Consider the following 21,359-nt stretch of genomic DNA (forward strand, 5'->3'; position numbering starts at 1 on the left):
CATGCCGATGAAGACCACGATATACAGTTTTCTTGCCGAGCTCTTGCCGTTCTGGATGGCGCATAAACGCAAAATGCGCGCCGACCGCGCCGCTGAGCGGCCGACACGACCGGCTGCTGCCGACGACGATGGTCGGCCGACAAGCGATCCGAATCGAGCAACACCGGCGCGTCGGCGCAACACGTCTTAGGGCGGGATGCTTTCAAATTAGATCCCGCTCCAACTGTCTGGTTAGACGCAATTCCGCGACGCCAAGTGATTCCATTTGGCTGCAGAAGCTCCAGTTCCTAAGCGATCACGCTATCGTCAAGTATCGCTACCCGAAATCCGGCGTTGCCAAGCATCCATTTTGCAGCACGTACGTTAATGTGCACTACAGGGTTGCCGCTATAGGTGAGCGCCATGAGTGACAGTGCGATAGAATTCTTGCAGGACTGGATCCACGAAAACGTTCATGTGCCGCCGCCTCCGATCAAGCTTGAAAGGGAGGCGGAAATCCTCGCCAGGGAATGCAAGGAAGAGGCGGCCGATGCCGGCGTACCCATCGAAGACATCGAGGAAGAGGTTGGCGACCTCAAGGATCTGCTCGTCGCCAAGCTCGAAGACGCAGCCGAGGACGAGGCCCGGCAACTCAATGGCCACGGCCAAAAGATTTCTACGCTGGCGGCCGGGCAAAAGCGGGCCGTATGAGGCCGGTCCGAGCGCAGGCAAGGCATCACGAGGTGCGCCGCTTCGGCCTATTGTCCGATCAGCGTCAGCCCGAACAGGATCATCAGCCAAAACCCGGCAGCAGCGACCGCAAGACGCGGCAGGACGCCGTCGCTGGCCAGATGCATGAACAGGATGGCGATGACGGCAGTCTTGGCCGCGGCGATCACCAGATTGAGTGCCGAATTGAAGCCGCCGAGCGCGAGGAAGGACGAGCCGACGGTCAGGGCCAGCAAGGCTAAAAGCCCGATATAAGCAAGCGTGAGTTTGCGGAACTCGCTCATCTGTTGATCAGATAGAGGACGGGGAACAGGAAGACCCAGACGATATCGACGAAATGCCAATAGAGGCCGATTGCCTGCACGCGCCGGAACCGGCTGGCCTCGATCGTGCGTGGCCACAGCGCGAGGATGCCGCCGATCACGATTACGCCGCAAATCAGATGCAGCGCGTGCAGTGACGTCATCGCGAAATAGAGGCCGAAGAAGAATTCGGCATGAACAGGATCCGGGCCCTTATAGATGAAAGGTGCGCCGAGCACCGGCGCCAGCCCTTCGCCGAATTCCCTGGCGTACTCCGTCGCCTTGATCGCCAGGAAGACGACGCCGAGCAGGGCCGTCGCAGCCAGTGCCCATCCGGCGGCGCGCCATCGCCTCGCGGTCGTGTACATGTGGGCGAGTGCCATGGCGAAACTGCTGGTGATCAGGACGACGGTGTTGGCGGTGCCCAATGGCAGCGACAGACGCTTCGCCGCGCCGGCGAAGGCGTCGCCGTAACTCAACCTGGCAAACATGAAGACGAGCAGGATGGCGCCGAACAGCATCGCCTCGGAGCCGATGAACACCCACATGGCAAAGCTGTCGGCTGCCGTTTCGCGAGCCGGCCGGTCGAAGGCGATGCTTGTCGTTGGTGACTTCAAACCAGATCCTCCACCGGGTCCGACCGTTTCTCGGTCAGGCCTTTCATCGGATAGTCGTAGGCTGGTCTGGTGACGGCCGGCGTGCGATTGAAATTATGCGCCGGCGGCGGCGAGCTTGTTTGCCATTCCAACCCGGTGGCTCGCCACGGATTGTCCGGGGCTCGCGCGCCTCGAAACAGCGACCACGCCAAATAGAGGAGCGGCATCAGATAGCCGATCGCCAGCACCACGGCGCCAGCCGACGACAGGATGTGCCAGAAAGCGAATTCCGGCGGATAGGTATGGTAGCGCCGCGGCATGCCCAGAAAGCCGAGCACATATTGCGGAAAAAAGGTCAGGTTGAAGCCGATGAAGGTGACCGCCGCGGCTATACGCCCCCAAACCTCCGAATACATTCGGCCGGTGAGTTTCGGCCACCAGAAATGCAGCCCTGCCATGTAGGCGGTCACCATGCCGCCTACCATGATGTAGTGGAAATGGGCGACGACGAAATAGGTGTCGTGAACGTGGACGTCGATGGCGAGCGCGGCAAGGAAAAGGCCGGCCAGCCCGCCGAAGGTGAACAATGCCAGGAAGAACAGCGCATAAAGCATCGGCGTCTCGAAGCTGATTTCGCCCTTGCGCAGCGTCAGGCTCCAGTTGAAGACCTTTATCGCCGATGGGATCGCGACGCAGAAGGACAGGAACGAAAACACCACGCCGGCATAGGCCGACTGCCCGCTGACGAACATGTGGTGGCCCCAGACGAGAAAGCCGAAGACGGCGATAGCCATCGAAGCCAGGGCGACGGCCTTGTAGCCGAACAGCGGCCGGCGGCTAAAGCAAGGCAGCACTTCCGAGACCACTCCCATGCCTGGCAGGATCATGATGTAGACGGCGGGGTGCGAGTAGAACCAGAACAGATGCTGGAACAGCAGCGGATCGCCGCCGAGGTCGGGATTGAAGATGCCGATGCCGAAGACGCGCTCCAGCACGATGAGGATCAGCGATGCTGCAAGCACCGGCGTCGCCAGCACCATCACCAGGCTGGTGGCGTACAGGGTCCAGACGAAGATCGGCAGCCGGAACCAGGTGAGGCCAGGCGCTCGCAAAGTGTGGACGGTGACGATGAAATTGATGCCGGTCATGATCGTCGAAAAGCCGACGATGAAAACGCCGAATGCCGCGGTCGAGACAAACCCGTTGGCATAGAGCGTCGACAGCGGCGTGTAGAAGGTCCAGCCGGTGTCGACGCCACCCAAAACCACCGAGGCGAGCGCGAACAGGCTGCCGAACATGAAGACGTACCAGCTTGCCAGGTTGAGCCGGGGAAAGGCGAGGTCGCGCGCGCCGATCATCAGCGGCAGCAGGAAATTGCCGAGCGTTGCCGGGATCGACGGCACCAGGAAGAACCACACCATGATGATGCCGTGCAGCGAAAACAGCCGGTTGTAGACATCGTCGGAGACCAGGTCGCCGGCGGGCGTCGCAAGCTCGATGCGCATCAGCACGGCAAAGGTTCCGCCGAGGAAGAAGAAGGCCGTCAGCGAGACGAAATAGAGCCACGCCACCCGTTTGTGGTCGGTTGTTAGCAGCCAGGAGCGCGGCCCGGCACCTTCTGCGAGATAGCTTGCCGACGCCAAATCGCTGCTCATTGCGGCGCCTCGTTTTTTGCCGCCGGGAACGAGGGAGATTGGAGCGATAGGGATTTGAGATAGGCCATCAGCATCTGCAGTTCGGCTTCGTCAACGAGACCGTCGAAGCTCGGCATCACCGGCTGGTAGCCGGCGGCGATTTCCTTGTTCGGGACAAGGATCGAATCGCGCAGATAGCGTTCGTCGGCGATGACCGTCTGCCGGTTGGCCAACGCCACCGGCTGGCCGAAAACCCCATCGAGGCCGGGCGCCCGCACTTTGCTGGAATTGCCGTGACAGCCGGAGCAGCCGAGCGCGCGGAACAGTTTCCCGCCGCTCGTGGCAAGGCTTTCGCCTTCACCTTGACTGCCGAGCCATGATGCATATTGCTCCGGCGCCAGCACCGTCACCCAGCCGCCCATCTCGGAATGCTGCGTGCCGCAATATTCGGCGCAGAACAGGTGATAAGCCCCGGCTGCGTGGCGATGAACCAGACATTGGCCGTGCGTCCGGGAACGGCATCCTGCTTGACCCGAAAGGCTGGCACGTAGAAGGAGTGGATGACGTCCTGTGATGCCAGCGACACCACCACCGCCTTGCCGACCGGCACGTGCAGCTCGTTGATCTCGCGCTGGCCGCCGGGATGGCGGAATTGCCAAATCCATTGCTTGCCGAAGCCGGCGATCTCGACGGCGTCCGGTGGCGGACGGTCGCGCCGGACAAAAAGGACTGCGCCCCAGCCGAAGAAGATGAAGGCCATCACCAGGCTGGCAATGGTCCACGCCATCTCCAGCGGCAGGCTGCGGGCACGCGCCCCGGTACGGTCGGCTGCGGAGCCGATACGATATTTGACGGCGTAGCCGACAACGAGAACGGTCAGGAACAGGCCGAGCGCGACTGCGAAAGCCAGCAATGTGTAGAACAAGGCATCGACGCTGCCTGCGATGGACGAGGCTTCCTGCGGGAAAAACCGGATGCCGAAGCTCACGCCCGCCTCCCGCGCGCCAGCAGTATGGCCGTCGCCAACCCCACCACCATCACGATGCTGGCGAGCTTCAACGCAGCCCAGATCGCCGGCGTATATCGCCCCTTGGACGCATCGAAGCCGGCGCAGAGCAGGAAGACATGATCGGCGATCGAGCCGAGCCTGCCGGAAGATGCCTCGACAAGGGCAAGCTCAAGATCGCGCGGCGTGAAGCTCAGCGCCGGCAGCACCTGCGCTATCCGGCCTTTTGGCGTCAGCGCGATGACCGCGATCGGATGGGCGAATTGGTCGATCCGGGCGCGGGTGTCGAAACTGATGCCGGCTTCCGCGGCAAGGGCGCCGCCGGCGCCGTCGGCGCTTGTCAGGAACCGCCACGCCGACAGGTTCCTCGCGTCGGCCGCCGCGGCGACCGTGGCTTGCGCATCGCTCGCATCTTCGGGTGTGTCGGCGGCATCGATCGAGACGAACAAAGCGCGATAGGTGTCGGGGTCGAGCGAGGTCTTTGTCAAATCCGAGGCGACCGCCTGTTGGGTCACACCACAAAGGTTCGGGCATTTGTCGTAGCCGAAAATCAGCAGCGCCGGCCGGCCGGCAAGCATTTGGCCGATCGTGCGCTGCTCGCCGGACGCATCGCGAAACACCCGGTCGAGGCTGAGCTGCGCGCCGATCTCGGGATCGAAGGCCGGGCGTGCGAAGGCAATGGCCGGCAGTGCCGCGAGAAGGGAAAAAGCGGTTAGCCAGGCCTTCACGGCCGGCCTCCCTGGCCTGGCGCGGTCCGGCAGCGGGCGGCCTTTGGCGCGCGTGGTATCTCGGCCTCGACCAATCGGCAGTCGGCGCCGGCGGTCGGCGCCGGCTGCCCCCAGTTCGGCAAACCATGGCTGACGATCGCCCACATGGCGTCTTCGATCGGAATGCGGGCGATGCCAGCCGCGCGGTCGACCCAGCCGACCTTGTTCAGTTCCTGCTCCTCCGCCTTGCGGAAAGCGACAAGGTCGTCTTCCGGAAAGCGCTGCAAGGCTGGACTGCCCCGGTTGCCGACCGATGACGGTCCCGGCAGCGGCCAGAACGGCCTGGTGTCGAAGATGAACCCGGGGACGATGATTGTTGCGGCCAGGAGCAGCAGCAGGCCGGCCGCGAAGGCAAGCAGCGCGCCCGGCCAGACGTCGCGCGTTTCGGGATGGCGGGCTGCCCTAGCCATGGACTGGCCTCCGGCACCAGAGGGCGATCCGGTCCGGCCGGCCAAGCACGAAAAGCAGCAGCGCAAGCCAGAGGCCGCCAGCTCCTGCCAGCGCGGCAAGATCGTACCAGAATGCGATCACATTACCGTCCGCCAACGGCGGTCTGATCCGCCAAAGGACATCGACGTAGTGGCCAGCCAGCACGATGCCGCAGATCGACAGCAGGCCGGCATGGCTGCGCTTCAGATCCCGGCTGAGCAGCCCGGCAAAGGGGACCGCGAATTGCAGCGCAATCAGCAGCCAGAGCAGATACTGCCAGCCATTGCTGCTGCGGATGAGGTACCAACGGATCTCGTTCGGCAGGTCGCCGCCCCAGGTCACCAGCCATTGCATGAACGACAGGTAAGTCCAGAGCAACACGAAGCCGAACAGCATGTTGGCCAAATCCTCGCCGAGCGCGACATCCTCCTCGCCGCCCGGCATGACCTCGATCGAGCGGTTCACGCACAGTACCGTCATCGCCAGGGCGTAAGCGCCAACGACTTCGGCGGACGCTTCCAGCAGCGCATAGATGGTCGAGGAGAACTCCGGCTCGAGCGAGAGCATCCAATCGATGGCAAAGATCGTGACCGCCAGCCCATGCGCAATCAATCCAGCGGCATAGGCCTTGCCGCGGCCGGCGCTGCCGTGGCCGCCATCGGCCGTTGTCCAGTCGAGCACACGCCACGCCAACACCAGCCAGATCGCGCCGCAGGCGGCAAAGCGCAGCAAAAAGAACGGAACGTTCAGATAGAAGAATTTCTGGCGCACCGTCTCAGGCAATGCAGCCGCGTCGGCACTCGCCCAAGGAAAGACCAGGTCAAGCCAGACCAGAACCGGCAGCAGCAGAAGCAGCGCCAGCGGCAGCGTCGCGACGAGCGCGCGCAGCGGCTGGCGGATTGCCTCGCCCCAGCGGCCGCCGGTCAGCCCATGCACCATCAGGATGGTCAGCGCGCCGAGCGGTAGGCCGAGCAGGAAGAGCGCCGCAGGCAGCCAGCCGGCCAACATGGCTCTGAAGTCGAAGGCCAATCCCGTGGCGCAAAGCACAAGTCCTACGGCGGCCACGGCAAGCGCCGGCAAAATCAAACGTTCGGCGGCAAGCCGCATCATCGCCCGCATCATCGATCCGGCTCCGCATTGAGCTCGGCGCGGAGGCTTTCCGGCAGCTCGGCAATTGGTGCATCGCGCGAATATTGCAGGGCGCGGATGTAGGCGACGATCGCCCAGCGGTCGGCAGGCGGGACACGCGCCGCGTAGGAATACATGGCGCCATAGCCGTTGCTGATGACGTCGTAGAAATGCCTGTCGCTCGCCTTGCGCAACGCGTCCTTGTGATAGGTCGGCGGCGCCGGAAAGCCCCGCTCGACGATCATGCCGTGGCCGTCGCCGGCGCGGCCGTGGCAAGGCGAACAGAAGATGTCGAAGCGCTGCTGGCCTCGCCGCAGCAGCGTCATCGTGACCGGATAGGGAAACGTGTCGGGTACCGGCGAAAGATCGGCATCGCGTGCGACCGTGTCCTCGACCGGCGCCCGCGCCGACATGCCGTCGGCGAACTGGTTGCTGCTTTCGAGCGGATCGTAGCGCGGCTGGTCCTCCATGTCCTGCCGGCAGCCGGCGACCAGCAAGGCTGCCGACAGCAGGATCGTGCGCACGTTCACGCCTCCACCTCCTCGACGGTTTCGGCGCCGAGCCGTGTCAGCTGGCCCTTGGTCACGCCCTTGCGGAACTTCGGATCGGCGGCCTCGACGAGCAGATAGAACTTGCCGCCGCGCGCATAGGTGAAGCTCGTGGCGTTGAAGACCGGGTGATAATATTCGGGCAGGCGATTGGCGGCCAGCATGCCGAAGAATGCGGCCAGCGCAGCGCCAAGTATCGCGGCCTCGAAGGCGATGACGAGAAAGGCCGGCCAGGAATGCAGCGGCCGGCCGCCGACATTGAGCGGAAAATCGATCTCGACCGAATAGAGGATCAGGCCATAGACAAACACAGCGCCGGCGATGGCGCCGCCAAGGATGGCCCATGGCAAGCGCGTCTTGCGCATGCCGAGCATGTCGGCCAGCCCATGCACATGGAACGGCGAGAACGCGTCCATGCGCCGGTAGCCGCGCGCCCGCATGGTGCGGACCGCCTCGGTCAGCGCTTCGGGATCGGCGAAAGCCGCAATGACGCCGTAAAGGCTCATCTTGCGCCGCCCCTCTCCCCGGCCAGCTCCTCGACCTCGAAAATGGTGATGGCCGGCAGGACGCGGATGAACAGGAAGACCAATGCGAAGAAGGTGCCGATCGAGCCGAACAGGATGCCGAAGTCGAGCCATCTCAGTGATTGTTCGCCCCAGGACGACGGCAGGTAATCGCGGCTTGGCCCGGTGACGACGATGACGTAGCGCTCGATCCACATGCCGACATTGATGATCAGGGCAATGGCGAACAGCACCGCCATGTTGAGGCGCACCCGCCGGAACCAGAGCAATTGCAAAACAGCGCCGTTGCAGGCGAGCATGGTCCAGAACAGCGGGACATAAGGTCCGAAGGCGCGCTGCCACATCATCGTGCGCTCATAGGTTTCGCCCGAATACCAGGCGAAGAAAGCCTCGGAGGCATAGCCGTAGATGACGATCATGCCGGCGGCGATCATCAGCTTGGCGGCATTGTCCATGTGCCGCAGCGTGATCAGATCCTGGACCGAAAACGCCCAGCGCAGCGGGATGGCGATGGTAAGCACCATGGCGAAGCCGGACAGCAGCGCGCCGGCAACGAAATAGGGAGGAAAGATAGTCGAATGGAAGCCCGGCGTGATGGCGAAGGTGAAGTCGAGCGCGACGATCGAATGCACCGAGACGACCAGCGGCGTGGCCAGTGCCGCCATTAGGAAATAGACCGTCTGGTAGCGCGCCCAATGAAAGGCCGAACCGCGCCAGCCGAGCGCCAGTATCCCGTAGAACAGCTGCGCCGGGCGCGATTTCGCCCGGTCGCGCAGGACGGCGAGATCGGGCAGCAGGCCCATATACCAGAACATCAGCGAAACGCTGGCATAGGTGGCGATCGCCGCGAAATCCCAGACCAGTGGGCTGCGCCATTGCGGCCAATGCATATGCGTGTTGGGTAGCGGCAGCAGCCAGTAGAAGAACCACGGGCGGCCGAGATGCAGGATCGGGAAAAGCCCCGCCATCGCCACGGCAAACAGCGTCATCGCCTCGGCAAAGCGGTTGATCGAGGCGCGCCATGGTTGGCGCAGAAGCAGAAGCACCGCCGAGATCAGCGTGCCGGCATGGCCGATGCCAATCCACCAGACGAAATTGCCAATCATCGTGCCCCAGACCACCGGGACGTTGATGCCGTACGCGCCAACGCCGACCGAGATCAGGTAGGTGATCGAATAGAGGAAGATGAGGACGAGGACGAAGCAGGCGAAAAAGGCTGCCCAGAAATAACGCGGCAGCCTGCCGTCGAGGACGATCGCACTGATACGGCCGCTGATCTCCGGAAGGTCGTGCCGGCCGCGCAGAACGGGCAGTGCGCCCGGTTTTCCACCAATAGCCTCAGCCATCGGCTTTCCCGCCTGGCGAGAGACGGCCGTTGATATTCCTGATCTTGCCGAGATAGGTGGTGCGGGGTCGCTTGTTGAGGTCCTCGAGCAAGGCGTAGTGTTGCGGCGCTGCTTTTTCCCGCACGACAGCGGCGCCCTTGCTGTTGAGGTCCCCGAAAACGATCGCCTGTGTCGGGCAGGCCTGCTGACAGGCGGTCACCACTTCGCCGTCGGCGATGTGGCGGTTTTCGATCTGCGCCTTGATGCGTTTTTCGGAAATGCGCTGGACGCAGTAGGTGCATTTTTCCATCACACCGCGCGAACGGACGCTGACGTCTGGATTGTGCGCGGCCTGTTCCGGTCCGGCCGCATCCTTGTCGAATTCCTGGAAGTCCAGGAAGTTGAAGCGCCGCACCTTGTAGGGGCAGTTCTGCGAGCAGTAGCGCGTGCCGATGCAGCGGTTGTAGACCTGCGCGTTCAGCCCGTCATGGGTGTGGGTGGTGGCGTTGACCGGACAGACGACCTCGCACGGCGCCTTCTCGCAATGCATGCAAGGCACCGGCTGGAAAAAGACGTCGGGATCGCCGAGCGGGCCGGAGTAGTAGCGGTCGATCCGCAGCCAATGCATCTCATGGCCGAGTGCCGACTCGTCCGGCCCGACGGTGGCGATGTTGTTTTCCGCCTGGCAGGCAGAAACGCAAGCCATGCAGCCGATGCATGCCGACTGGTCGATCGACATGCCCCAGGCTTCCTGGCTGTATTGCCAGTCGGGATAGAGCAATCCGGTTGGCGCGGGCGGGGCGCCGTCGCGCACGAAATGTGGATTTTTGCGGAAGGCCTCGAGCGAGGCATGGCGAACGATCGCCCTGCCCTCCATCGCCTGATGGTGTTGCGTGGTGATGACCCGCGCACTGCCGTCCCGCGGCGCGACCGTGGCGCCATAGACGATCCAGGGAGCCTCGAGGCTTCGCAGCCTGTACGCGTCGTGGCCGTCGGCGAGTGCTGCTACCGAACCGAGCTTCCGGCCGAAGCCCAGAGCAAGTGTCACGGTCTCGTCGGGATGGCCAGGCATGATCCAGACCGGCGCATCGATGTCCGTGCCGTTCGAGGCGATATTGACGACCCGGGCGTTTTCCACCTGAAGCCGCCCCGCCGTCGCTGGCGACACCAGCGCTGCATTGCCCCAGACGATCTTGCTCAGCGGCCGCGGCAATTCCTGCAGCCAGGACGAGTTGGCATTGCGTCCGTCGCGCAGCCAGGGATCGGCAACGAAACGGATTTCGACGCCTTTTGCCGCTTCGATGCGTGGCTTCAGGCCACGCAAATCCGGGGGCATCGCAACTTCGACTGGAGTGCTGGCACTGCCGGATACAAAGCCGTCGCGAAGCGCCTTTCGCCACGCGGGATCGTCCAGTGCTTGCGCCCGCGTCGTTTGCGCCCAGGTCCGGCGGACGAGCGGCAGCGCAGAAACAGCTAGTTCACCGCCAAGCACGGCCAGGATTTCATGCACCGTCCGCCCCTGGTAAAGCGGCCTGATCAGCGGCTGCACGATCGACGCGGTTCCGTCATGGGCGCGCAGGTCACTCCAGCTCTCGAGGTCATGCGCAGCAGGGACATGCCAGTGTGCGACGAAGGCGGTTTCGTCGCGGTAGAGACCCCAGTGGACAAGAAGCTTCAGCTGCGAAAACACGTCGCGGACATCGAACCCCGCAGGTGCGGTGTGGAGAGGATTGGCGCCGAGTATGACAACGGTGTCGATATCTCGCGCGGCGATCGCCTGGCAAAGTGCAGCGAGGTCGCCCTCGATGGGCATCGCGTCGGGCGGCTCGATCAGTTCCACGGTGTTGCCAAGCGCACCAAGCCGCGCATTCATGGCAAGGGCCGCGGCATGGACGAACGGTGTTTGATAGGCGCCCGGCACGATCAGCGCCGAGCGGCCGGCCGCCTTCAGGTCGTCCGCAGTGGCAGCCAACCAGGCCGGGTCCAGTGCCAAGGCGCTTGGCGCCGCTTCGCCGCCAAGCACCGCGCTCAGCGCCGCGGCGACGGCTTCGACCTCGCTCGGGCGCACCGGCCTGCGGTGATCGGCGGCAGCGCCGGTGATCGTCGGCGTCGATTCCACCGCATAGACCCGGCTCATCGTATCGTCCGCCCGGCGCACGCGACGCCGCGCGGCAAAGTCACGGGCGTAAGCGAGACGGCCGGGGCCCTCGCCCAGGAAATCCGCGTCGAGACTGAAAATCGCGTCGGCGCGATCGAACCGGTAGACCGGTGCAAGCGCCCTGCCGAAAAGGGTCTGCGTGGCTTCGGCGCCGGACGGCGTTGCCAGGGGATCGTGCCGGAACAGCCTCAGCCTGGGGTAGCGCGCGCGCAGCGCCTCGAGCTGCGCCTTCATGGTGGGCGAGGTCGTCGCCTCGATCAGCAGCGCCGCGCCGGCACCGCCTGAGCCGGCCAGCCGCGAGGTAAGCTCGGCCATGTCGGCAAGGAAGTCGCCATAGGCCGCCGGTTCGCCGTATTTCAGCGGCATGCGCGAGCGATCGGGGTCGAAAAGCGACAGCACCGCCGCCTGCATGATGGCGTCCGTCGCACCGCGCGAGGCCGGATGGTCGGGATTGCCTTCCACCTTGGTCGGCCGGCCCTCATGGCTTTCGACCACCGCACCGATACCGTAGCCATCGCTCGAAAGCGTGGTCGCGTAATAAAGCGGCTTGCCGGGAACGATGTTTTCCGGCTGGCGGATATAAGGCAGGATGTCTTCGGCCCGGCTGCAGGCGGCAAGCCCGGCCAGCGTCAGCGATGCACCCATCAGCTTCAGCAGCGTGCGCCGGTCGAGCCGCGGGATGCGCTCGGCGATCGAGGGAAATTCGGCATCGACAAAGCGGCGGAATTCCGGCGTATCGGCGAGCTCGTCGAGGCTTCGCCACAGCTCCGGGCCGGGCGAAAGCCGTTCGCGCAGGCCGGCCATATCTGGAGCCGCGATCGGTTTGTCAGCGGTGGCAGACATAACAGTCGGTCATGGTCTCGGGGTGGATATCGAGAAGGCTGATGAGTGACCGGCGGATTTCGGCGATGCCGGCCGGTGGCTTCCAGTGCATCAGGAATACGTCCTGCGGCGGACGCAAATTAGGCTCGGGATCGCGATGGCATGCCAGGCACCATTCCATCGATAGTGCGTGCGCCCGCCGCATCAGCGGCATGTCGTCGACCTCGCCGTGGCACGTCTCGCAGGCGACGCCTTTGGCGATATGGATCGAATGATTGAAATAGACGAAGTCGGGGACACTGTTCACCCGCTGCCACTGCAATGGCTGCCCGGAGGCAAGGCTTGCCCGTACCGGCGCCAGCATGGCCGCGTTGGTGAAAAGCTGCGAATGGCAGGTCATACACACCTCGGTCGCCGGCAGACCCGCCGATGACGAAGTCTCGACGCCGCTATGGCAATAACGGCAATCGATGCCAAGCTCGCCGACATGGTGCCTGTGGCTGAATGGCACTGGTTGCGCCAACGGCCGGCCAACGCCGGTGACGAAGTCCGAACGCAGGATGGCGGTGCCGCCGAGAGCCGCAAAGATCGCCATGAAACACGCGCCCCACAGAGCGAAGCGTGAAATGCCGTTGGCGCTCCTTGAAAAGACCTGCGGCATTCCCTCGCCGATTTCGCATCCAGCAAACCGTATTCACCCCCCAAAGCGCCTAACTGCGGCTGCGTGGGTAAGTTCCGGCTGGGGCAGCGGAGATCACAGAATGGTTACCCCGCCCTGGCCCATCAGGTCGGGCTGGCCGGAAACCATCGAACCCTCCGTGCGTTCGGATGAGGTCACGTTCTGTTTCACCCGGATAGGCATCATGACCATCCCCCACCCTCATCCCATTCGCCGCCGGTCCGGCGTTGCCCTCTGGTGGACGATGTTCGTCGGCGCGCTGCTGACGATCCTCGGCCTGCTGATCGGAGGGGGCGGTGCCTGGCTGATCGCGCTGTGCGGATCCTGGCACTATCTGCCGCCGGGATCGCCCTGCTGGCCGCCGGCAGCCTGCTGCTTGCCGGCAATGCCGCCGGTGTATGGCTTTACGTCCTGATCTGGCTGGCGACCCTTGCACCCGGCGGCCACCATTTCATGGAGACCAGGATCGGCGACGACATCATTGCCTACGCACTGCCAAAAAGCTGACGCCGGACGATGACGGCTTCGCGGGACGCTTCCATCCTGATCGTCGGCGCCGGCCCGACCGGGCTGACGGCGGCAGTCGAACTGGCAAGGCGCGGCATTGCACCTCGCATCATCGACCGCAAGGAAGGCCCGACGCCGCTCGCCAAGGCGGTCGGCATCAGTTCGCACAGCCTCGACATCCTTGAACCGTCCAAAGTCGCTGCCCGATTGCTCGCCGAAGGATTGAAAATTCGCCGAGCCCGTTTCTACTTCGAAGGACGAGCGCTCGGCGAGATCGATTTCTCGATCCTGCCCCACCGCCATAATTTTCTGCTGTCGCTGCCGCAGCGCGACACCGAATCGCTGATGACCGATACGCTCAAGGGATTTGGCATCGACGTCGAATGGCGAAGCACATTTGTCGGCATGGCCGAGCACAAAGGCCGGGCCGAGGTGCGGATCGAGGCGCCAGACGGCCGTGACGAGGCAAGTTTCGACCTTGTCTTCGGAGCCGACGGTGCGCAAAGCACGGTGCGTGATGCCATGGGCATCGGCTTCGATGGCTACACGCATCGGCGGCAATGGAGCATTGCCGACGCCGACATCGACGATTGGCCCTATGAGCCGACGGCCGCCCACGCATTTCTTCACAGGAACGGCGACGTCGGTTTTATCATCCCGATCGGCGAGAAGCGCTATCGCGCGGTTTCAAACAGCGAGGATGCGTTGGCGCGCATCCCCGGCAATTACCGGATCACGCGGTTGTTGCGGGCCGACCGCTTCCATATTCCGGTACGACAGGCGCCGCGCTATCAAACCGCATGCGTCTTCCTGGGAGGGGATGCCGCGCATGTGCATTCGCCGTTGGGCGCGCGCGGCATGAATCTTGGCATCGAGGACGCCGGTCATTCGCCAGGCGTTTCGTCGACGGCACGCTTGCCGGCTACACAAGCGAACGCCACCCGGTGGGGCAACGGTGGATCACGCTCAGCGAGCGCATCCTCTCGCTGGCCCAATCGGACAACGGCATCATGCAAGGCATCAGGAACGCGGCCTTCAGCGTCGTCGGCCATCTGCCGCTGCTGCAACGGCCGCTGCTGGAGCGTGTCGCCGGGCTCAAGGAATGACGTGGTCGCATAAACCTTTTCGCCGGACATGCGTTGTTGGGTTTCAAGCCAGGGAGATGACCATGCAGATGAAATCGGAAATCGCCGGCGAGGCCGCCAAGCAACGGCACATCCAGCGCCGGATCGACGAGAAGGACAAGTCCAAATCCAATGGCAGGCAAAAAGGCGCCATGCAGGCCGGTGCCCGCAAATATCCCGAGCCGCCCTTCCCCGAGCAGCACCAGCCGAAGCCGGGGCATGAATGGGCGATCGAGCCGGCGCCGCTTTACGATGCGCCGTACTATATCGGATCGAAAAAGCTCGACGGCAAAGTGGCCGTCATTACCGGCGGCGATTCAGGCATCGGCCGTGCGGTGGCCGTGCTCTATGCGCGTGAAGGCGCCGATGTGGCGATCGTCTATCTCTCGGAGGATAGGGACGCCAAAGATACCAAAAGGGCCGTCGAAGCGGAAGGCCGGCGCTGCATGCTGATCAAGGCCGACGTCAGCGAACGCAACCACTGCCACAACGCGGTGGCTGAGATCGTGCAGGAGTTTGGGCGGATCGACGTGCTGGTCAACAACGCCGCTTTCCAGATCCACTCCAGCGATTTCAGCGAGCTGACCGAGGAGCATTTCGACACGACGCTGAAGACCAACCTCTACGGCTATTTCCACATGGCGCAGGAGGCCGTGCCGCACATGAAACCCGGTTCGGCGATCATCAATACCGGTTCAGTGACCGGCATCGAGGGTTCGAAGCAACTGGTCGATTACTCCATGACCAAGGGCGGCATTCATGCCTTCACCCGCGCGCTCTCGGGCAACCTTGTCGAGAAGGGCATAAGGGTCAACGCCGTGGCGCCAGGCCCGGTTTGGACGCCGCTCAACCCCTCGGACAAGGAAGCCGGCGATGTTTCGAAATTTGGCGCTGATACGCCGATGAAACGGCCGGCCCAGCCGGAGGAGATCGCGCCGGCCTACGTGTTCCTCGCCTCGCCGCACTGCTCGAGCTATATCACCGGCGAGATATTGCCGATCGTGGGCGGCTACTGACGGCATGTATTTCATTGCCCTGGCCACTGACTATGACGGCACGCTGGCGCATGAAGGGGTCGTTGCCGAGAAGACGCTTGCGGCGCTTGAACGCTTCAAGAAGAGCGGGCGCAAACTCATTCTCGTCACCGGGCGCGAGCTGCCCGACCTGAAACGCGTCTTTCCCGAAGTCGCGATCTTCGACAAGGTGGTCGCGGAAAACGGGGCGCTGATCTACACGCCGGCCAGCGAGGAGGAGCGGACGATATCTCCGCCGCCCGCCCCCGAGTTCATCGCCAAACTCAGGAAACGCGGTGTCAAACCGCTTTCGGTCGGACGCTCGATCGTCGCAACCTGGGAACCGCATCAGGCTACCGCGCTCGAGGTCATCAAGAAATTGGGGCTGGAGCTGGAAATCATCTTCAACAAGGGCGCGGTGATGATCCTGCCCAGCGGCATCAACAAGGCGACCGGGCTGACAGCTGCGCTTCAGGACCTCAGATTGTCGCCGCACAACGTCGTCGGTGTCGGCGACGCCGAAAACGACCACGCCTTCCTGCGCGCCTGCGGCTTCAGCGTGGCCGTCGACAACGCACTGCCGGCAGTCAAGGATACGGCGGATCTCGTGACACGCGGCGCGCGCGGAAAAGGCGTCGAGGAACTGATCGCCAAGGTGGTCGAGCGCGATCGCGAGCTTGTGCCGAACCGCGACGGCATTCTGCTTGGCTCGGAGGATGGCAAGGAGGTGTATCTGTCGCCAACCGATACGGTGCTGATCGCCGGCAGCTCCGGCATCGGCAAATCGACCCTGGCGACCGCACTGACGGAGCGCTTCGTCGAGAGAAAGTTCCAGTTCTGCATCTTCGATCCGGAAGGCGACTATGACGGCCTCGAAGGCGCCGTCCGGCTGGGCGACGGCTCGAACGCGCCGACGAAGACGCAGTTGCTCGATCTCCTGGAGAAGCCGGACAACAATCTGGTCGTCAATGGCCTGGCGCTGCGCGTTAACGAGCGGCCGGACTTCTTTGCCGACCTGCTGCCGGGCCTTGGCGGTGTTCGCTTCCGCACGGCACGACCACACTGGCTGATCATCGACGAGGCGCATCACCTCTTGCCGAAGCGGCGCGACGACACGCCAATGGTGCTGGCCATGGAATTGCCGGGCACGATCCTGATCACGGTTCATCCGGACGCGATCTCAACCGAGGCATTGCGGCTGGTCACCGCCGTCATCGCACTCGGCCCCAAGGCGAAAAAGGTCATCAAGACGTTCTGTCACGAGACCGGCACCGAACCGCCAAAGCACAAGGACCTGAACTCTCCAAAAGACGAGCGCGTGCTGTTCTGGCGGCCGCAGGCGCGCAAGAAACCTGCCATGGTCGAGCCGATCGAACCGCGACAGTCGCTCAAGCGCCACAGCCGCAAATATGCCGAGGGCCAGCTGGACGAGAAGGGCAGCTTCTATTTCCGCGGCCCCGACAATGCGATGAACCTCCGCGCCCATAATCTGATGATTTTCGCCCAGATCGCCGAGGGCATCGACGACAGGACCTGGGAACATCATTTGCGCGCCGGCGACTATTCCGAATGGTTTCGCCACCAGATCAGGGACAAGGAACTGGCGCGCGAAACCGCCGAAGCGGAGAAAGACGGCACACTTTCGGCGCAGGAGAGCCGCAGCCACGTCCTGGACGCGGTGCGCCGCCGCTATACCGCGCCCGCGACCGCGCCGAAGGAATAGATGCAAACGGCGCCCAGCCGGTCCAAGCCGGCTGGGTTCACCTCGTGGTCGATCTCCGTCCCGCCTCGGCAGACGGCCGAGTCCCAGTCGGTTCCAACCGTCGATGGTCCATCGTGGAACCTCATCCGCCAAACGAGATTGTGTTCTATCGGGCGCCAGATCTATTCAATGCTGAATAATTGCCCGAAAGGAGACGATGGATGAGCAACGACCGGGACAAGGATGGTCCTGTCTTTTCAGCGGAACAGGCGCGGCAGGGCGAGATCATCCTGCGGACGCGGGCGCGCCGGATCATTTTCATCGCCGGCCTAGTGGGTCTCGTCTTGCTGGCATTGGTGGTGTGGTGGATTTGAATTCCTGACGGCTGGAGCGAAATCATGAAATCACAGCTTGTTGCCGAAAGCGCCGGACAGAGAACGTTCGTCGTTGTGCTTGATCCCGGCGACGAGGCGTTTGCGCAGCTGACCGCGTTTGCGGTCGACCACGGCGTTGGCAGTGCGTCGCTGACCGCGCTCGGTGCTTTCGAAACGGCGACTGTCGGCTGGTTCGACCCCGGGGAAAAGACCTATCGGAAAATCCCCGTCCGGGAACAGTGCGAAGTGCTGAGCGCGATCGGCGATGTTGCCATCGGCGACGACGGCAGGCCCAGCTTGCACGTCCACGCAGTCCTTGGATTGAGTGACGGCACCACGAGGGGCGGTCATCTGCTGGACGGCATCGTGCGGCCGACGCTCGAGGTCACATTGGTGGAGACGCCTGGCCATCTGCGCCGCAGGCACCGTCCCGAACTCGGCGTCGCCCTGATCGACTTGGAGGCTTGATCCGAGCCGATCACTTCGTTGATTTGACTGCGGCCGTTTCGGGTACGACCTCCCAACCGAAGACGCTGCGGCCGCCGAGCAGATGCGATTGCTCGAACTCCCCGGCGACGATTTCCTTCAGGCTTGGGCCGGTGACATAGCGCTCGACCTGCCTCGACTGGTCGTCCAGCCGCCGCAAGGCGCCGATCTCTTCGTCACGGCCGAGCCTGGCCTTCTGGACAGCCGACTTCAGTACGCCGATGGTCTCGTCATAGACCTTCAGCGGCACGGGGAACGGGTGCCTGTCCTTACCGCCATGCGCCAGCGAGAAACGGCCTGGATCGGAAAAACGGCACGGCGCGCCATGCACGACTTCGGCGACCAGCGCCAGCGCCCGCACCGTGCGCGCGCCGACATTGGGCACCAGGAGAAGCCCGGCGAAATCTGTCGGGCCGCGCTCGGCCGCCGCCGCGATGTTGCCGTGCAGGCGGCGCATGACGACATCGCTTTCGCGCACATCGTGGTGCGCCGGCATCACCAGATGCGGCAGCAGCTTTTGTGCCGGCTCCGGCGCTGGCGCCGAACCCCGCTCCAAAGCGGCAAGCTCCCTCACGATGCGATCCGGTCCAAGGTCGTGCAGAAGGTCCAGTTGTCCCTGGCGCGACGCTTCAGCGCGGCGGTCGGTCAGGTTGACGATCTCGCCCTGGTTGGCGCCCTCGATGGCAGCATGCGGCTGGTCGACAAAGCTCTTCAGGCCTTCGGACAGCCAGTGATAGCGGCGCGCCACCTTGCTGTCGCCGTTCATGCCCTGCTGCACCACCACCCACTTGCCGTCGTCGGTGACGATAAAGCCGTGCAGATAGAGATCGAAACCGTCCTGGACCGCGGCGCTGTCCACCTTGGCGACAAGCCGGCTGGCAGTCGCGAGGCCTTGCCCGTCGAGGCCGACACGCTCGCCGATCAGGGCAAGCTCGTGCGGGGTCTTGCGCGAATGCGCGCCGCGGCCGCCGCAAACGTGGATGCCGAGTTCGCCGGAAAGCGGCGACAGACCGCGCTTCAACGCTCCGACGACGCTGGTGGTGATGCCGGAAGAGTGCCAGTCCATCCCCATCACGGCGCCAAAGGACTGGAACCAGAACGGATGCGCCAGCCGGCGCAGCAACTCATCGCGGCCGTAATGGTGGATGATCGCCTCGCACATGACCGCGCCAAGCCGCGTCATGCGGTCGCCGAGCCATTTCGGCACGCGTCCGCCGTGAAGTGGAAGATCAGCACTTCCCGATCGCTGTGCCACGGTCTTTTGCTTGCTCCTTGAGTCCTGCCTCGACAGATAGGTATCGAAAGGGGTGTGGAGAAGCTATGGCCTGATTCAGGCCGCGATCGTTGCAAGCCGCCAGCTAGCGGGCAGGTTCGCTGAGGAGATCAAACTTCTGGATCTCGCAATGCTCGCCCACCGATGCCAGCAGATCCATCGGCGGTGCGCCCGTGTCGGGCCGCCTCCAACTGATCTCGAACGAGAACACAGGGTCCTTGAGATCTGGGCGCCTCTCTATTGCGACGAGGCGTGCCTGGTAGCCAAGCGGCCCGATGAGCGCATCGAGCTCCTGTCGAGCCGCGGCCTTCCACGTCAGCGCCAACTGGGCATGGTGTTCGCGCGACATTCGAAGGTCCACCCATTTCAGGACCAGCAAGGTGGCCAGCGTCAGCGCCGTGCCGGCCGCGCCCAAGCCGTATTGGCCACCACCGAAAGCCAATCCGATCGCCGTCATCACCCACAACGTGGCCGCCGTGGTGACGCCGCTGACAAGATTGCCGCGGCGAAGAATGGCGCCACCGCCGATAAAGCCGACGCCGGTCAACACGCCCAGCGGAAAGCGCAAGACGTCCATCGATGCAAACGAATCCGGGTGCTTGCCAACGGTCTCGAGCAGAATACTGGCCTGGATCATTGTGATGGCGGCGGCCAATCCGACCAGCACGGTGGTGCGTAGCCCCGCCGCGTGCCCGCGCGCCTCGCGGTTGAGGCCTATCAACAGGCCGGCGAGCGCGGTCAGAAGCAGTCGTGCCGCGATGTCCTGCCAGACCGGAGCAACGAGGAGCATCGCGGTCACCCGTCAGGCCAAGCGCTGCTGGCCAGGAATAGCGCCAGGGTCAAAGCGAACAAGGGCAAGAGCGTCTTCATCGCAAATTCTTTTCGTCGATAAGCAACAAACGATGCGCTTGGATTTTGGTTGCGCCGCCGACGATTCACCCGCGGCGATGGGCAGCGGCGGAACAAAACCTTCGGCCTGCGGGTTGGTGGGTTCACGCCAACGAAGGATTTGCAGTCATGGTCCGCTTGCTGCTTGCCGGAGCCGTCGCTTATCTGGCCTATCGCATCACCAAGGAGATCGGTGGGTCCGACGAGGTCGATCCACGGTCGCCTTCACCCGACCAAACCGGCCGCAAGGTGCCGAGGCGGGAAAGCGGGGCGCGGGGGAATGGCCGACGGCGGTAGCGAATGCCTCAGCGGCGGCGCGGACCAGCCATGACCGCATTTCCGTTGCCGCTCGACCTTCGTCCGATGGAAGCCAAAGCCGCCGACGCAATTCCTGGCGGCGACGGCCTTTGGCAGTACGAGCCGAAATGGGACGGGTTTCGCTGCCACGTGTTCAAGGGCGATGATGCCGTCGATCTGCGTGCAAAATCGGGCAAGCCGCTTGGCCGCTATTTTCCCGAACTGGTCGCGGTGCTGCGCGATGTGAGCTCGCGACGGTTTGTTGCCGACGGCGAGATTGTCATCGAGGTCGACGGATCGTCCTCGTTCGAGGCCCTGCAAATGCGCCTTCATCCCGCCGAAAGCAGGATCCGCAAGTTGAGCCTCGAGACGCCTGCCATGCTGGTCCTGTTCGACATGCTGGCCGAACCCGGCGGCAGGATCATCATCGAAGAGCCTCTCACCACCAGGAGGCAGGCGATTGAGGCCTTTGTCGCGTCGGCGGGACGGCCCGAACTGCGCCTGTCCGAATGCACGCACGATGCCGCTGCCGCCGAGCGCTGGCTGCAAGGCGCCGGCCATGGCTCGACCGACGGTGTCGTTGCAAAACTGATCGCCGAGCCATACCGGCCCGGCGAGCGCGCCATGGTCAAGGTCAAGCGGCTGCGCACTGCGGATTGCGTGGTCGGCGGCTTTCGCTATCTCGCCGGCAGCAACGAAGTCGGATCCCTGCTGCTTGGCCTCTACAATAACGAAGGCAGGCTGGACCATGTCGGGTTCACCTCGACCATCGGCAAGGACGACAGGGCGGCGCTGACCAGACGGCTGGAAAAACTGCGGGCCAAACCGGGTTTCACCGGCAAGGCGCCGGGCGGACCAAGCCGCTGGAGCACGGAGCGGAGCGGACAATGGGAACCGATAAAGCCTGAACTGGTGGTCGAGGTTCGGTTCGACCATGTGACAGGCGACCGGTTCCGGCACGGAACCAAGCTGTTGCGCTGGCGGCCGGACAAAGAGCCCCGGCAATGCACGTTCGATCAGATCGAGTAAGTCCGCTCCGAGGCACCGCTTCAAGGCTCTAGCTGCCCGC

Annotated in this window: 25 protein-coding genes; 10 read left to right on the forward strand and 15 right to left on the reverse strand. The window is 63.8% G+C overall.

From position 1 onward, the window contains the following. Positions 1-7 precede the first annotated feature (7 nt). Positions 8-190, forward strand: coding sequence for a hypothetical protein (locus NKJ55_RS08890; RefSeq protein ID WP_352449562.1), 183 nt, complete (start codon positions 8-10; stop codon positions 188-190). A 212-nt stretch (positions 191-402) separates the two neighbouring features. Beyond that, complete coding sequence (locus NKJ55_RS08895) at positions 403-690, forward strand: hypothetical protein (RefSeq protein ID WP_352449563.1); 288 nt, start codon at positions 403-405, stop codon at positions 688-690. A gap of 47 nt (positions 691-737) precedes the next feature. On the opposite strand, the gene NKJ55_RS08900 is transcribed toward NKJ55_RS08895, so the two are convergent. The 13 genes from NKJ55_RS08900 to NKJ55_RS08960 are packed head-to-tail and all read right to left on the reverse strand — an operon-like array spanning position 738 to position 12,608. Then, entirely contained in the window at positions 738-992 is a 255-nt protein-coding gene (locus NKJ55_RS08900) for a cytochrome C oxidase subunit IV family protein (RefSeq protein ID WP_023677081.1), read from the reverse strand. Continuing rightward, complete coding sequence (locus NKJ55_RS08905) at positions 989-1,627, reverse strand: cytochrome c oxidase subunit 3 (protein WP_352449564.1); 639 nt, start codon at positions 1,625-1,627, stop codon at positions 989-991. The genes NKJ55_RS08900 and NKJ55_RS08905 overlap by 4 nt, the downstream gene beginning before the upstream one ends. Then, positions 1,624-3,261, reverse strand: coding sequence for a cytochrome c oxidase subunit I (gene ctaD / locus NKJ55_RS08910; RefSeq protein WP_352449565.1), 1,638 nt, complete (start codon positions 3,259-3,261; stop codon positions 1,624-1,626). Before ctaD ends, NKJ55_RS08905 begins: the two co-directional genes overlap by 4 nt. Further along, complete coding sequence (locus NKJ55_RS08915; protein ID WP_352449566.1) at positions 3,258-3,662, reverse strand: c-type cytochrome; 405 nt, start codon at positions 3,660-3,662, stop codon at positions 3,258-3,260. The genes ctaD and NKJ55_RS08915 overlap by 4 nt, the downstream gene beginning before the upstream one ends. After that, positions 3,647-4,228, reverse strand: a complete 582-nt coding sequence (locus tag NKJ55_RS08920) for a cytochrome c oxidase subunit II (RefSeq protein WP_352449567.1) — start codon at positions 4,226-4,228, stop codon at positions 3,647-3,649. Before NKJ55_RS08920 ends, NKJ55_RS08915 begins: the two co-directional genes overlap by 16 nt. Then, positions 4,225-4,974, reverse strand: a complete 750-nt coding sequence (locus NKJ55_RS08925) for an SCO family protein (protein WP_352449568.1) — start codon at positions 4,972-4,974, stop codon at positions 4,225-4,227. Before NKJ55_RS08925 ends, NKJ55_RS08920 begins: the two co-directional genes overlap by 4 nt. Continuing rightward, positions 4,971-5,423 carry a hypothetical protein gene (locus tag NKJ55_RS08930; protein ID WP_352449569.1) on the reverse strand — a complete coding sequence of 151 codons (453 nt, stop codon included), beginning with the start codon at positions 5,421-5,423 and terminating at the stop codon, positions 4,971-4,973. Before NKJ55_RS08930 ends, NKJ55_RS08925 begins: the two co-directional genes overlap by 4 nt. Next, a complete protein-coding gene (locus NKJ55_RS08935) occupies positions 5,416-6,564 on the reverse strand; it encodes a hypothetical protein (protein ID WP_352449570.1) in 1,149 nt (382 codons plus the stop codon). The genes NKJ55_RS08930 and NKJ55_RS08935 overlap by 8 nt, the downstream gene beginning before the upstream one ends. Continuing rightward, positions 6,561-7,040, reverse strand: a complete 480-nt coding sequence (locus NKJ55_RS08940; protein ID WP_502904468.1) for a c-type cytochrome — start codon at positions 7,038-7,040, stop codon at positions 6,561-6,563. Before NKJ55_RS08940 ends, NKJ55_RS08935 begins: the two co-directional genes overlap by 4 nt. 56 nt (positions 7,041-7,096) lie before the next feature. Beyond that, positions 7,097-7,624, reverse strand: a complete 528-nt coding sequence (locus NKJ55_RS08945; protein WP_352449571.1) for a DUF3341 domain-containing protein — start codon at positions 7,622-7,624, stop codon at positions 7,097-7,099. After that, on the reverse strand, positions 7,621-8,988 hold the full coding sequence (gene nrfD / locus NKJ55_RS08950) for an NrfD/PsrC family molybdoenzyme membrane anchor subunit (protein ID WP_352449572.1): 1,368 nt from the start codon (positions 8,986-8,988) through the stop codon (positions 7,621-7,623). The genes NKJ55_RS08945 and nrfD overlap by 4 nt, the downstream gene beginning before the upstream one ends. Then, positions 8,981-11,968 (reverse strand): TAT-variant-translocated molybdopterin oxidoreductase, encoded by a 2,988-nt coding sequence (locus NKJ55_RS08955; protein ID WP_352449573.1) that lies wholly within the window; start codon positions 11,966-11,968, stop codon positions 8,981-8,983. The genes nrfD and NKJ55_RS08955 overlap by 8 nt, the downstream gene beginning before the upstream one ends. Beyond that, a complete protein-coding gene (locus tag NKJ55_RS08960) occupies positions 11,952-12,608 on the reverse strand; it encodes a cytochrome c3 family protein (RefSeq protein ID WP_502901466.1) in 657 nt (218 codons plus the stop codon). The genes NKJ55_RS08955 and NKJ55_RS08960 overlap by 17 nt, the downstream gene beginning before the upstream one ends. 333 nt (positions 12,609-12,941) lie before the next feature. Between NKJ55_RS08960 and NKJ55_RS08965 the strand changes: the two genes are divergently transcribed. The 6 genes from NKJ55_RS08965 (at position 12,942) to NKJ55_RS08990 (ending at position 17,814) form a co-directional block, all read left to right on the forward strand. Beyond that, positions 12,942-13,133, forward strand: coding sequence for a hypothetical protein (locus NKJ55_RS08965; RefSeq protein ID WP_352449575.1), 192 nt, complete (start codon positions 12,942-12,944; stop codon positions 13,131-13,133). A gap of 9 nt (positions 13,134-13,142) precedes the next feature. After that, positions 13,143-14,252 (forward strand): FAD-dependent oxidoreductase, encoded by a 1,110-nt coding sequence (locus NKJ55_RS08970; RefSeq protein ID WP_352449576.1) that lies wholly within the window; start codon positions 13,143-13,145, stop codon positions 14,250-14,252. 49 nt (positions 14,253-14,301) lie between these two features. Further along, positions 14,302-15,273: an SDR family oxidoreductase gene (locus NKJ55_RS08975; RefSeq protein ID WP_352449577.1), complete on the forward strand. Its 972-nt coding sequence runs from the start codon at positions 14,302-14,304 to the stop codon at positions 15,271-15,273. Positions 15,274-15,277: 4 nt separating this feature from the next. Further along, positions 15,278-16,993, forward strand: a complete 1,716-nt coding sequence (locus NKJ55_RS08980) for an HAD family hydrolase (RefSeq protein WP_352449578.1) — start codon at positions 15,278-15,280, stop codon at positions 16,991-16,993. A 200-nt stretch (positions 16,994-17,193) separates the two neighbouring features. After that, positions 17,194-17,346, forward strand: a complete 153-nt coding sequence (locus tag NKJ55_RS08985; protein WP_352449579.1) for a peptide ABC transporter permease — start codon at positions 17,194-17,196, stop codon at positions 17,344-17,346. Between the two features lie 24 nt (positions 17,347-17,370). Further along, a complete protein-coding gene (locus NKJ55_RS08990; protein WP_352449580.1) occupies positions 17,371-17,814 on the forward strand; it encodes a PPC domain-containing DNA-binding protein in 444 nt (147 codons plus the stop codon). Positions 17,815-17,824: 10 nt separating this feature from the next. Here the strand turns inward: NKJ55_RS08990 and NKJ55_RS08995 are convergent, their stop codons facing one another. Beyond that, positions 17,825-19,087 carry a DUF763 domain-containing protein gene (locus NKJ55_RS08995; RefSeq protein WP_352449581.1) on the reverse strand — a complete coding sequence of 421 codons (1,263 nt, stop codon included), beginning with the start codon at positions 19,085-19,087 and terminating at the stop codon, positions 17,825-17,827. A gap of 103 nt (positions 19,088-19,190) precedes the next feature. After that, a complete protein-coding gene (locus NKJ55_RS09000; protein ID WP_352449582.1) occupies positions 19,191-19,895 on the reverse strand; it encodes an MgtC/SapB family protein in 705 nt (234 codons plus the stop codon). Between the two features lie 227 nt (positions 19,896-20,122). Here NKJ55_RS09000 and NKJ55_RS09005 point away from each other — a divergent pair, with 227 nt between their 5' ends. Next, the gene (locus NKJ55_RS09005; RefSeq protein ID WP_352449583.1) at positions 20,123-20,290 is read left to right on the forward strand and encodes a hypothetical protein; all 168 of its coding nucleotides are present in this window, start codon (positions 20,123-20,125) and stop codon (positions 20,288-20,290) included. Between the two features lie 30 nt (positions 20,291-20,320). Further along, a complete protein-coding gene (locus NKJ55_RS09010; RefSeq protein WP_352449584.1) occupies positions 20,321-21,319 on the forward strand; it encodes an ATP-dependent DNA ligase in 999 nt (332 codons plus the stop codon). The last annotated feature ends 40 nt before the right edge of the window (positions 21,320-21,359 follow it).

This window comes from Mesorhizobium sp. M0106 (assembly GCF_040322715.1).
GTDB lineage: Bacteria > Pseudomonadota > Alphaproteobacteria > Rhizobiales > Rhizobiaceae > Mesorhizobium.

Coding starts and splice junctions, on each gene's coding strand:
- NKJ55_RS08890 (WP_352449562.1), top strand. CDS start 8: ATGAAGACCACGATATACAGTTTTCTTGCCGAGCTCTTGCCGTTCTGG.
- NKJ55_RS08895 (WP_352449563.1), top strand. CDS start 403: ATGAGTGACAGTGCGATAGAATTCTTGCAGGACTGGATCCACGAAAAC.
- NKJ55_RS08900 (WP_023677081.1), bottom strand. CDS start 992: ATGAGCGAGTTCCGCAAACTCACGCTTGCTTATATCGGGCTTTTAGCC.
- ctaD (WP_352449565.1), bottom strand. CDS start 3,261: ATGAGCAGCGATTTGGCGTCGGCAAGCTATCTCGCAGAAGGTGCCGGG.
- NKJ55_RS08915 (WP_352449566.1), bottom strand. CDS start 3,662: ATGGGCGGCTGGGTGACGGTGCTGGCGCCGGAGCAATATGCATCATGG.
- NKJ55_RS08930 (WP_352449569.1), bottom strand. CDS start 5,423: ATGGCTAGGGCAGCCCGCCATCCCGAAACGCGCGACGTCTGGCCGGGC.
- NKJ55_RS08935 (WP_352449570.1), bottom strand. CDS start 6,564: ATGATGCGGGCGATGATGCGGCTTGCCGCCGAACGTTTGATTTTGCCG.
- NKJ55_RS08940 (WP_502904468.1), bottom strand. CDS start 7,040: ATGGAGGACCAGCCGCGCTACGATCCGCTCGAAAGCAGCAACCAGTTC.
- NKJ55_RS08945 (WP_352449571.1), bottom strand. CDS start 7,624: ATGAGCCTTTACGGCGTCATTGCGGCTTTCGCCGATCCCGAAGCGCTG.
- nrfD (WP_352449572.1), bottom strand. CDS start 8,988: ATGGCTGAGGCTATTGGTGGAAAACCGGGCGCACTGCCCGTTCTGCGC.
- NKJ55_RS08955 (WP_352449573.1), bottom strand. CDS start 11,968: ATGTCTGCCACCGCTGACAAACCGATCGCGGCTCCAGATATGGCCGGC.
- NKJ55_RS08960 (WP_502901466.1), bottom strand. CDS start 12,608: ATGCCGCAGGTCTTTTCAAGGAGCGCCAACGGCATTTCACGCTTCGCT.
- NKJ55_RS08970 (WP_352449576.1), top strand. CDS start 13,143: ATGACGGCTTCGCGGGACGCTTCCATCCTGATCGTCGGCGCCGGCCCG.
- NKJ55_RS08975 (WP_352449577.1), top strand. CDS start 14,302: ATGCAGATGAAATCGGAAATCGCCGGCGAGGCCGCCAAGCAACGGCAC.
- NKJ55_RS08980 (WP_352449578.1), top strand. CDS start 15,278: ATGTATTTCATTGCCCTGGCCACTGACTATGACGGCACGCTGGCGCAT.
- NKJ55_RS08985 (WP_352449579.1), top strand. CDS start 17,194: ATGAGCAACGACCGGGACAAGGATGGTCCTGTCTTTTCAGCGGAACAG.
- NKJ55_RS08990 (WP_352449580.1), top strand. CDS start 17,371: ATGAAATCACAGCTTGTTGCCGAAAGCGCCGGACAGAGAACGTTCGTC.
- NKJ55_RS09000 (WP_352449582.1), bottom strand. CDS start 19,895: ATGCTCCTCGTTGCTCCGGTCTGGCAGGACATCGCGGCACGACTGCTT.
- NKJ55_RS09005 (WP_352449583.1), top strand. CDS start 20,123: ATGGTCCGCTTGCTGCTTGCCGGAGCCGTCGCTTATCTGGCCTATCGC.
- NKJ55_RS09010 (WP_352449584.1), top strand. CDS start 20,321: ATGACCGCATTTCCGTTGCCGCTCGACCTTCGTCCGATGGAAGCCAAA.